The 10290-nt window shown below is 72.4% G+C and carries 8 protein-coding genes; 2 read left to right on the top strand and 6 right to left on the bottom strand.

Translation table 11 applies throughout. The annotated features are described in order from the left end of the window. The 6 genes from mmsA to GMA12_RS17025 all read right to left on the bottom strand — a co-directional run. Positions 1–1411, bottom strand: a 1411-nt coding sequence (gene mmsA, locus GMA12_RS17050; protein ID WP_240898935.1) for a multiple monosaccharide ABC transporter ATP-binding protein, incomplete at its 3' end; no start/stop codon positions are given. Positions 1412–1500: 89 nt separating this feature from the next. Then, complete coding sequence (gene chvE, locus GMA12_RS17045) at positions 1501–2619, bottom strand: multiple monosaccharide ABC transporter substrate-binding protein (protein WP_156270702.1); 1119 nt, start codon at positions 2617–2619, stop codon at positions 1501–1503. Positions 2620–2718: 99 nt separating this feature from the next. Beyond that, positions 2719–4233, bottom strand: a complete 1515-nt coding sequence (gene araA, locus GMA12_RS17040; protein WP_156270701.1) for an L-arabinose isomerase — start codon at positions 4231–4233, stop codon at positions 2719–2721. Beyond that, positions 4208–4960: an L-ribulose-5-phosphate 4-epimerase gene (locus GMA12_RS17035; protein WP_156270700.1), complete on the bottom strand. Its 753-nt coding sequence runs from the start codon at positions 4958–4960 to the stop codon at positions 4208–4210. The genes araA and GMA12_RS17035 overlap by 26 nt, the downstream gene beginning before the upstream one ends. Further along, positions 4957–6645 (bottom strand): ribulokinase, encoded by a 1689-nt coding sequence (gene araB, locus GMA12_RS17030; RefSeq protein ID WP_162460003.1) that lies wholly within the window; start codon positions 6643–6645, stop codon positions 4957–4959. The genes GMA12_RS17035 and araB overlap by 4 nt, the downstream gene beginning before the upstream one ends. A gap of 166 nt (positions 6646–6811) precedes the next feature. Continuing rightward, positions 6812–7843 carry a LacI family DNA-binding transcriptional regulator gene (locus tag GMA12_RS17025; protein WP_156270699.1) on the bottom strand — a complete coding sequence of 344 codons (1032 nt, stop codon included), beginning with the start codon at positions 7841–7843 and terminating at the stop codon, positions 6812–6814. A gap of 202 nt (positions 7844–8045) precedes the next feature. Between GMA12_RS17025 and GMA12_RS17020 the strand changes: the two genes are divergently transcribed. Together GMA12_RS17020 and GMA12_RS17015 are read left to right on the top strand one after the other, a co-directional pair. Next, positions 8046–9029, top strand: a complete 984-nt coding sequence (locus tag GMA12_RS17020; protein WP_156270698.1) for an aldo/keto reductase — start codon at positions 8046–8048, stop codon at positions 9027–9029. A gap of 89 nt (positions 9030–9118) precedes the next feature. After that, the gene (locus GMA12_RS17015; RefSeq protein WP_156270697.1) at positions 9119–9850 is read left to right on the top strand and encodes a DUF72 domain-containing protein; all 732 of its coding nucleotides are present in this window, start codon (positions 9119–9121) and stop codon (positions 9848–9850) included. Positions 9851–10290: the final 440 nt, after the last annotated feature.

The following is a 10290-nucleotide window of genomic DNA, read 5'->3' as shown; positions in this document are numbered from 1 at the left end:
GCTCCGGCAGCTCGGAGGAGATCACGAGGACGGCTTTGCCCTGCGCGGCCAGCTGGTTGATGATCGTGTAGATCTCGTACTTCGCGCCCACGTCGATGCCGCGCGTCGGCTCGTCGAGGATCAGCACGTCCGGGTCGGCGAACATCCACTTGGACAGCACGACCTTCTGCTGGTTGCCGCCGGAGAGCTTGCCGGTGACGGCCGCCACGGACGGCGCCTTGATGTTCATGCTCTTCCGGTAGTCCTGGGCGACCAGCGTCTCGCGGCCGCCGTCCACCCAGCCCGCGGAGGCCAGCTTGGGCAGGGCGGCGGCGGAGATGTTGCGCTTGATGTCGTCGATGAGGTTGAGCCCGTAGCGCTTGCGGTCCTCCGTGGCGTAGGCGATCCCGTGCCGGATGGCCTCCTGCACGGTCCGGCAGGTGATCTCCCGGCCGTTCTTGTACAGGGTCCCGGTGATGCCGGACCCGTAGCTGCGCCCGAAGATGCTCATCGCCAGCTCGGTCCGCCCGGCGCCCATGAGCCCGGCGATCCCCACGATCTCGCCGGCCCGCACGGACAGGTGCGCGTCGTCCACGACGACCCGGGAGTGCTCCTGGGGGTGGTGCACCGTCCAGTGCTCCACGCGCAGCACCTCCTCCCCGATCTCGGGGGTCCGCTCCGGGTACCGGTTGGTGAGCTCGCGGCCGACCATGCCCTTGATGATCCGGTCCTCGGTGACCGAGCCGTCGTGCAGGCTGAGGGTCTCGATGGTCCGGCCGTCGCGCAGGATGGTCACGGAGTCCGCGATCGCCCGGATCTCGTTGAGCTTGTGGCTGATGATGATGCAGGTGATCCCGTCCTCCCGCAGCCCGCGGACGAGGCCGAGCAGGTGCGCGGAGTCCTCGTCGTTGAGCGCGGCGGTGGGCTCGTCGAGGATCAGCAGCCTCACGTCCTTGGACAGCGCCTTGGCGATCTCCACGAGCTGCTGCTTGCCCACCCCGATGTCCCCGGCCCGGGTGACCGGGTTCAGGTCCAGGCCCACGCGCCGGAGCAGCTCGGCGGCCCGCACGTTGGTCTCGTTCCAGTCGATGACCCCGCGGGTGGCGCGCTCGTTGCCCAGGAAGATGTTCTCCGCCACGGACAGGTACGGGGACAGCGCCAGCTCCTGGTGGATGATCACCACGCCGCTGCGCTCGCTGTCCTTGATGTCGCGGAAGGAGACGGTCTGCCCGTCCAGGACGATGTCGCCCTCGTAGGTGCCGTGCGGGTAGACGCCGGAGAGCACCTTCATGAGGGTGGACTTGCCGGCGCCGTTCTCCCCGCAGATCGCATGCACCTCACCGCGGGCGACGGCGAGGTTGACGTCCTGCAGCGCCTTGACGCCGGGGAAGGACTTGCTGATCCGGCGCATCTCGAGCACGTGCTCGCTCATGCGGGTCTCCTTGTCTGGGGCTGGAGTGGTGGAGGGCCGGTGCGGCCGGCCCGGCCGGGCGGAGGGGCCGCCCGGCCGGGCCGGGGCGCCTACTCGAGCTCGGAGGCCTCGTAGTAGCCGCTGTCCACGAGGACCTCCTGGTAGTTGTCCTTCGTGACGATCTGGGATTCCAGCAGGTAGGCGGGGACGACCTTCACGCCGTTGTCGTAGGTCTCCTCGTCGTTGACCTCCGGCTCCTCGCCCTTCATCAGGGAGTCGACCATCACGACCGCGCGCTCGCCGAGCTCGCGCACGTCCTTGAAGATCGTGGAGTACTGCTCGTCGTTGACGATGGACTTCACGGAGCCCACCTCGGCGTCCTGGCCGGTGACCACCGGCAGCTCGTCCTTGGCGTAGCCGCCGGAGCGCAGCGCGGAGATGATCCCGATCGACAGCCCGTCGTAGGGGGAGAGCACCCCGTCGAGCTGCTCGCCGCCGCCCACGGTGATGAGGTCCTCCATGCGGTCCTGGGCGGTGTCCGGCAGCCAGCGCAGGATGGCGGCCTGCTCGAAGTCGGTCTGCCCGCTGGGCACGTTGAGGGTGCCGTCGTCCAGGTAGGGCTTGAGGGTGTCCATGGCGCCGTTCCAGAAGAAGGTGGCGTTGTTGTCGTCGGGGCTGCCGGCGAAGAGCTCCACGTTGAACGGGCCCTTCTCCCCGGTCGGCTCGCCGTTCTCGTCGAGGATCCCCAGGCCGGTGAGCAGCGAGGTGCCCTGCTGCACGCCCACCTCGTAGTTGTCGAAGGTCGTGTAGTAGTCCACCGTGTCGGACTCGTTGATGAGCCGGTCGTAGGCGATCACGGGGATGTCCTGGGACTCCGCGGTGTCGAGCACGCTGGTGAGCGTGGTGCCGTCGATCGAGGCGATCACCAGGGCCTTCGCCCCGCCGTTGATCATGTTCTCGATCTGGGAGATCTGGGTGGGGATGTCGTCGTTGGCGTACTGGAGGTCCACCTCGTAGCCGAGCTCCTCGAGCTGGGCCTTGACGTTCTCGCCGTCGGCGATCCAGCGCTCGGACTGCTGGGTGGGCATGGCCACCCCGATCCGGGCGCCCTCGTTGGAGCCCTCCTCCGCGCCGGCGCCGCGGCTGCCGCCGCAGGCGCTGAGGCCCAGGACGAGGGTCAGTGCGGTCACCCCGGTGAGGGTCCGCTGCAAGTGGGTCTTCGCGGTCATGGTCGTGCCTTTCGTCGGTCCGGTCCCCGGTGGCCGGAAGTCCGTGATGGGTCCGTGCTGAGATCGTGAAATGGGGTGGTGCGTACGTGGTGGAGCGGGTCAGAGCGTCTGGGCGAGGCGATAGTACGCGGCGTTCCAGCGCACCTCGCGCTGGAACTCGCGCAGGGTGGTGGAGTCGTCGATGAGCAGCAGCTCGGTGCCGGTGATCTCCGCGAAGTCGCGGATCACGTCCGCGCCCACGGCGGTGCTGAGCACCGTGTGGTGGGCGGCCCCGGCGGTGAGCCAGGCGGCGGCCGAGGTCGCCAGGTCCGGCTGCGGGCGCCACACCGCCCGGGCCACGGGCAGGTGCGGCAGCGGGGCGTCCGGGGGCACGACGTCCACGGTGTTGGCCGTGAGCCGGAACCGGTCGCGCATGTCGGACATCGCCACGACCACCCCCGGCCCGGCGTCGGTGTCGAACACCAGGCGCACCGGGTCCTCCTTCCCGCCGATGCCCAGCGGGTGCACCTCGAGGGAGGGCCGAGCCGTGGTGAGGGTCGGGCAGATCTCCAGCATGTGGGCGCCGAGGATCTTCTCCTCGCCGGGGACCAGGTGGTAGGTGTAGTCCTCCATCAGGGAGGCGCCGCCGGGCAGCCCGGCGCCCATCACCTTCGCGGCCCGCACCAGCAGGGCCGTCTTCCAGTCCCCCTCCGCGCCGAACCCGTAGCCGCGAGCCATGAGCCGCTGCACGGCCAGGCCCGGCAGCTGGCGCAGCCCGCCGAGGTCCTCGAAGTTCGTGGTGAAGGCGCCGAAGCCGCCCTCCTCGAGGAACTGGAGCAGCCCCAGCTCCTGCCGGGCCCCGCAGCGCAGGGACTCGTGGCGCTCGCCGCCGCGGCGCAGCTCGGGGGCCACGTCGTAGAGCTCCTCGTACTCGGCGACGAGCTCGTCCACGCGGTCCTCGGCCTGGGCGTCCACCACGGCCACGAGGTCGTTGACCCCCCAGGTGTTCACGGAGACCCCGAACCGCAGCTCGGCCTCCGTCTTGTCGCCCTCGGTCACGGCGACGTTGCGCATGTTGTCCCCGAAGCGGGCGATCCGCAGTCCCTGGACCGCGGCCCGGCCGGCGCAGGCGCGCTGCCAGGCGGCGATCTGCCCGGTGACCTCGGGGTGCGAGGCGTGGCCCACCACGGTCTTGCGCGGGACGTCGAGCCGGGTCTGGATGTAGCCGAACTCCCGGTCCCCGTGGGCGGCCTGGTTGAGGTTCATGAAGTCGAAGTCGATCTCGCCCCAGGGCAGCTCGACGTTGATCTGGGTGTGCAGGTGCAGCAGCGGCTTGCGCAGCGTGTCCAGGCCGGTGATCCACATCTTGGCGGGGCTGAAGGTGTGCATCCACGCGATCACGCCGATCACGTGGTCCTCGGCGTTGGCCTCCAGCGCGGTGCGGCGGATCGAGGCGGCGTCCTTGAGGGTGGGCTTCCACACCACGCGCACCGGCAGTCCGGCGTCGTCGAGCATCCCGACGATCGCGCGGGACTGCTCGGCCACCTGGCGGAGCGTCTCCTCGCCGTAGAGGTCCTGGCTGCCGGTGAGGAACCAGACCTCGTAGGGCTCAAGAGTGGTGCTGAGAGGGCTCAAGGGAGTGCGCTCCTGGGGTCGAGGGGGCGGTGGCGGGCTGCTGCCCGTAGACGTTCTGGTACCGGTCGAACAGGGAGTCGACGTGGCCGGGGTCGATGGGCAGCGGCTCGCCCAGCTGGCGGGACAGGTGCACGGTGCGCGCGACGTCCTCGAGCATGGCGGCGGCCTTGACCGCGTCGCGGGCGTCCTTGCCGATCGTGAAGGGACCGTGGTTGCGCATCAGCACCGCGCGGGAGCGGTGCCCGGAGAGGGTCTCCACGATGCCGCGCCCGATCGAGTCGTCGCCGATGATCGCGAAGGGCCCCACGGGGATCTCCCCGCCGAACTCGTCCGCCATGGCCGTGAGGACGCAGGGGACGGGCTCGCCGCGGGCGGCCCACGCCGTGGCGTAGGGCGAGTGGGTGTGCACCACTCCCCCGACCTCGGGCATGTGCCGGTACACGTAGGCGTGGGCGGCGGTGTCGCTGGAGGGCGAGCGCTCCGCGCCCGGGGTGCCGGGCACGGGCCGGCCGTCGAGGTCGCAGAGGATCTGGTTCTCGGGACCGAGCTCGTCGTAGCTCACGCCGCTGGGCTTGATGACGAAGAGGTCGGTGCCGGGGACCCGCCCGGACACGTTGCCGGCGGTCCACACCACGAGGCCGTAGCGCACCAGTTCGGCGTGCAGGTCCGCGACCTCCCGCCGGGTCCGGGCCACGCGCTCCTCCAGCTCGGGCGTCAGGGCGTTCATGCGGAGACCTCCTGGGTGGATCGGGCGTGGCGGCGCAGCGCCTTGAGCCGGCGCATGACGTCGCTGCCGCCGCGGCCGAAGTGGTCGTGCAGCGCGGTGTACTCGGCGTACAGCGCCGAGTAGGCCTCGGTGCGGGCGGGGTCCGGGGTGTAGGCGGCGTGCTCGAGCCGGCCCATCGCCCCGGCGGCGGTCCGGACGTCGGGATAGGCGCCGGCGGCCACGGCGGCGTGGATCGCGGAGCCGAGGGCGGGACCCTGGTCGCTGCCGATGACGGAGATCGGCATGCCCAGCACGTCCGCGTAGATCTGCATCAGGAACGCGTTCTTGATCAGGCCGCCGGCCGCCACGAACTCGGTGACGGGGATCCCCGAGGCCGCGAAGGTCTCGACGATGGTGCGGGTGCCGAACGCAGTGGCCTCCAGCAGCGCCCGGTAGACCTCGTGGGGGCGGGTGGCGAGGGTGAGTCCCACGAGCAGGCCGGAGAGCTCGTGGTCCACGAGCACCGAGCGGTTGCCGGACTGCCAGTCCAGGGCCAGGAGCCCGTGGGCGCCCACCGGCTCGCGGCTGGCCTGCTCGGTGAGCAGCTCGTGCACGCTGAGCCCGCGGGCGGCGGCCTCCTCGCGGAGGGCGCCGGGCACGAAGTGGGCGGTGAACCAGCCGAAGATGTCCCCCACCCCGGACTGGCCGGCCTCGTAGCCGTAGAGCCCGTCGATGATCCCCCCGTCCACCACGCCGCACATCCCGGGGACCTCCCGCAGGGTGTCCGAGCTCATGACGTGGCAGGTGGAGGTGCCCATGATCGCGACCATCTGCCCCGGGTCGGTGGCCCGGGCGGCCGGGGCGCACACGTGGGCGTCGACGTTGCCGACGGCCACCGCGATGCCGGCCGGAAGACCCGTCCACGCGGCCGCCTCGGCGCTGAGCGTGCCCGCCGCGGCGCCGAGGGCGCCCACGGGGTGGTCGACCTTCTCCTCGGCGAAGCCGGCGAAGTCCGGGTTCAGCGCGGCCAGGAAGTCCCGCTCCGGGTACTGCCCGTCCTGCAGGATGCCCTTGTAGCCGGCCGAGCAGGCGTTGCGCACGTAGCTGCCGGTCAGCTGCCACACGATCCAGTCCGCGGCCTCCACCCAGTGGTCCATCCGGTGGTAGAGCTCCGGGTCCTCCTCGAGCAGCTGCAGGCCCTTGGCGAACTCCCACTCGCTGGAGATCAGCCCGCCGTAGCGGGGCAGCCAGCGCTCCCCCCGCCGGGCGGCGAGATCGTTGATGCGGTCGGCCTGGGCCTGGGCGGCGTGGTGGCGCCACAGCTTCACGTACGCGTGGGGGCGGTCCGCCAGCCCGGGCAGCTCGGTGAGGGGCGTGCCGTCGGCCACCACGGGGACCATGGTGCAGGCGGTGAAGTCGGTGCCGATGCCCACCACGGCGGCGGGGTCCACGCCGGCGGCGCGCACCGCCGCGGGCACCGCCTGGCGCAGCACCTCGACGTAGTCGGCGGGCACCTGCAGGGCCCACTCGGGCGGGAGGGGCGCGCCCGTGGCGGCCAGCACGGTGTCCATCACGCCGTGCCGGTACTCGTGCACCGCGGAGCCCAGCTCGGCACCGTCCTGCACGCGCACGACCACGGCGCGCCCGGACAGGGTGCCGTAGTCGACGCCGACGACGTACGTGGGGGTGGTGCTGCTCTGGCTCACGGGAGACCTCGTTGTCGCTCGAGCCGTCCGCCCCGGACCCGGCGGTCGCTTGCCGCCGGACCCGGATGTGAACGGTCACATCTGCATGTCCGGGACAACGTACCCCGCCGTGGAGTGAGGTGCACCACAGTGTCACATAACGGTTTGGTAACGGCCTCGTGCGGGGTCAGGCGGGCGGCGGCGCCGTGGAACGGCGCAGCACGAGCCCGGGCACCACGTCCCCGGGCTGGACGGGCTCCTCGCCGCGCAGCTCCGCCAAGAGCACCGCCACGCAGCGGCGGCCGAGCTCGGGGAAGTCCTGCCGGACGGTCGTCAGCGGCGGCAGGAAGTGCGCCGACTCGGGGACGTCGTCGAAGCCGACCACGCTGATGTCCTCGGGCACCCGCAGGCCGGCCTCGGCGAAGGCGTGCACCAGCCCCAGCGCGATGTGGTCGTTGCCGCAGACCACGCCGGTGAAGTCCCGGCGCTCGCGCACGGCCAGGCCCACGCGGTAGCCGGACTCCGCGGTCCACTCCCCCGCGGCGGCGAGGGCGGGCTCCAGCCCCCAGGCGGCCATCTCCTCGCGGTAGCCCTGGCGCCGGGCGTCGGTCTCGACCCAGCCCTCCGGGCCGGGCACGTGCAGCACCCGCCGGTGGCCCAGCTCGAGCAGGTGCCGGGTGGCCCGCCGGGCGCCGGCCAGCTGGTCCACCGACATCCGGTGGTCCGTGCCGCGCAGCGAGTGCACCGTGACGAAGGGGATCCGGATGGAGAGCTGCTCGATGACCTCCAGGGTGGCCGACTGCGGGGCCAGCAGCACCAGCCCCTCGACGGCGTGGTCCATCAGCCGGCCGAGCGCCGCCTCGATGGAGGCGCGGTCCGCGTGGTCGATGTGCGCGGTGTCCACCACGTAGCCGGCCTCGGTGGCCGCGGTCTGCACCGCCTGCAGGCTCGCCGTGGGCCCGTACTCGGCGCCCGAGGAGACCAGGGCCCCGATGATCCGGGACTCGCTGGTGACCAGGGCCCGCGCGGCCCGGTTGGGCCGGAAGCGCAGCTCCTCCATGGCCTCGAGCACGCGCCGGCGCGTGGAGTCCCGCAGGTTCGGATGACCGTTGAGCACCCGGGAGACCGTCTGGTGGGAGACCCCGGCCGCCCGTGCCACGTCCCGGATGTTGGGGGCGCGCTGAGGGCGCGCGGCCCGCGCGCCGTCCTCGTCGATCATGGCCGAAACGGTACTGCACGGGCCCGGGCGGGCACATCCGGGACTCCCCCGGAGGGCTCCTCACAGGGCGGTCGCGGCGCGGATGCTTGCGCGCGGAGGCCGCCGCACCGCATGGTGGACCCCGGTGCCACCCGATCGGCGGGGCGCCGTCCCCCGCGCAGCCGGGGGACCCCCACCGAACGCGGAACGGACGACACGACGCATGGAACACCGCACACTGGGCAGAACCGGACGGACCGTCTCCACCGTGGGCCTGGGCACCTGGCAGCTGGGCGCCGACTGGGGCGAGGTCGACCCGGCCGAGGCCACCGCCGTCCTGGAGGCGGCCGTGGAGTCCGGGGTGGACTTCTTCGACACCGCCGACGTCTACGGCGACGGGCGCAGCGAGCAGACGATCGGGGCGTTCCTGCAGGAGCACCCGGAGCTGGACGTCACCGTGGCCACGAAGATGGGCCGGCGTGTGGACCAGGTCCCCGAGAACTACGTCCTGACCCACTTCCGGCAGTGGGTGGACCGCTCGCGCCGGAACCTGGGCACCGACACCCTCGACCTGGTCCAGCTGCACTGCCCGCCCACCCCGGTCTACAGCGACCAGGAGGTCTACGACGCGCTGGACACCCTCGTGGAGGAGGGCGCGATCCGCCACTACGGCGTGAGCGTGGAGCGCACCGACGAGGCCCTGGCGGCGATCGCGCGCGGGAACACCGCCACGGTGCAGATCATCCTCAACGCCTTCCGGCTCAAGCCGCTGGACGCCGTGCTGCCGGCGGCACGGGAGGCCGGCGTCGGGATCATCGCCCGCGTGCCGCTGGCCTCGGGCCTGCTCTCCGGGAAGTACACGAAGGACACCCGGTTCGCGGAGGACGACCACCGCAACTACAACCGCACCGGCAGTGCCTTCGACGTCGGCGAGACGTTCTCCGGGGTCGACTTCGAGCGCGGCCTCGAGGCGGTCCGGGAGTTCTCCGAGCTGCTGCCGGAGGGCACCCCCACCGCCCAGGCCGCCCTCGCCTGGGTGATCGCCCAGGACGGCGTCAGCACGGTGATCCCGGGGGCGCGCAGCGTGGAGCAGGCCCGCGCCAACGCCTCGGCCGCGGACACCGGGTCCCTGGGCCGCGACCTCGACGAGGGAGTGCGCCGGATCTACGACGCCTACTTCCGCGAGAGCGTCCACCCCCGCTGGTGACCGAGCCGGTCGTCGTCGCGCCGGCCCCCGGGGACGGGCGCGACGACGACGCGGCGGGGCCGGGCGCGACGCCGGGATAGCGTGGGCGGATGGGCTGGCACATCGGCACCTCCGGGTGGAGCTACGACCACTGGGAGCACGTCCTCTATCCGCCCGGCACGCCCCGGGCCGGGCGCCTGGCGCGCTACGCCGAGGTCTTCTCCACCGTGGAGCTCAACGCGAGCTTCTACCGGTGGCCGCGCGAGAGCACCTTCGCCGGCTGGAACCGGCGCCTGCCGCCGGGCTTCCGGATGTCGGTGAAGGCGCCCCGCGGCCTGACGCACGCCAAGCGGCTCTACGCCCCGGAGACGTGGGCGCGGCGCATCGCCGCCTCCTGGCACGAGCTGCGGGACCGGCGGGGCGTGCTCCTGGTCCAGCTCGCCCCCACCCACGCCCGCGACGACGCGCGGCTGGACTGGTTCCTGGCCGCGCTGCCGGACTGGATCCAGGTGGTCGTGGAGTTCCGCCACGACAGCTGGGTGCACCCGGAGGTGTTCGCGCTGCTGCGCCGGCACGGCGCGGCGTACTGCGTCATGAGCGGGGCCGGGCTGCCCTGCGTCCTGGAGGCCACCGCCCCGGTGGTCTACGTCCGCTTCCACGGTCCGGACCACCAGCACCTGTACGCCGGGTCCTACTCGGACGCGGACCTGGCGTGGTGGGCGGAGCGGATCCGCGAGTGGGACCGCGCCGGGCACGAGGTCTACGCCTACTTCAACAACGACGGCCACGGCCACGCCGTGCGCAACGCCCTGACCCTGCGGCACCTCCTCGACAGCGGGTGAGGACATCGACCCCGCGGGGAGCGAGGTGAGCGCCGCTCCTGTCCTCAGTGCCTGACACCCGCGGGAAGATCCCGGCACAAAGTTGAACACCGCCCACGGGAGGGAGCGGCTCGCCGCGCGTGATCGCCGTGCCGGGCGCTCCGCCGACCGGCACGGCCGGGTGCCCCACGTGCGCCGAGTCCCCAATCCGGTCGCAGTTCCCCAAGCAAAAGCCTGGGGAACTGCGACCGGATTGGGGACTGGGCGGGAGCCATGCCCGACGGGTGGGGACTCGGCGGGTGTCGTGCCCGACATCTGGGGGCTCGGCGTGCGGGTGGTGTGTCCCGCTGTGGGGGCTCGGCGACAGCCGTGCCCGGGGGTGGAGGGTCGGTGGGGCGGGTCAGTCCTGGACGCGGGTGAGGTCGGCGTCCTCGTAGCGGACCATCTTCGAGCCGGTGACC

The organism is Kocuria sediminis, assembly GCF_009735315.1.
Taxonomy (GTDB): Bacteria; Actinomycetota; Actinomycetes; order Actinomycetales; family Micrococcaceae; genus Kocuria; species Kocuria turfanensis.
This window is presented reverse-complemented; position numbering and strand designations above follow the sequence as displayed.

Bases quoted from the DNA above. Each gene is read 5' to 3' on its own strand.
- chvE (WP_156270702.1), bottom strand. From the start codon at position 2,619: ATGACCGCGAAGACCCACTTGCAGCGGACCCTCACCGGGGTGACCGCA.
- GMA12_RS17035 (WP_156270700.1), bottom strand. From the start codon at position 4,960: ATGAACGCCCTGACGCCCGAGCTGGAGGAGCGCGTGGCCCGGACCCGG.
- GMA12_RS17025 (WP_156270699.1), bottom strand. From the start codon at position 7,843: ATGATCGACGAGGACGGCGCGCGGGCCGCGCGCCCTCAGCGCGCCCCC.
- GMA12_RS17020 (WP_156270698.1), top strand. From the start codon at position 8,046: ATGGAACACCGCACACTGGGCAGAACCGGACGGACCGTCTCCACCGTG.
- GMA12_RS17015 (WP_156270697.1), top strand. From the start codon at position 9,119: ATGGGCTGGCACATCGGCACCTCCGGGTGGAGCTACGACCACTGGGAG.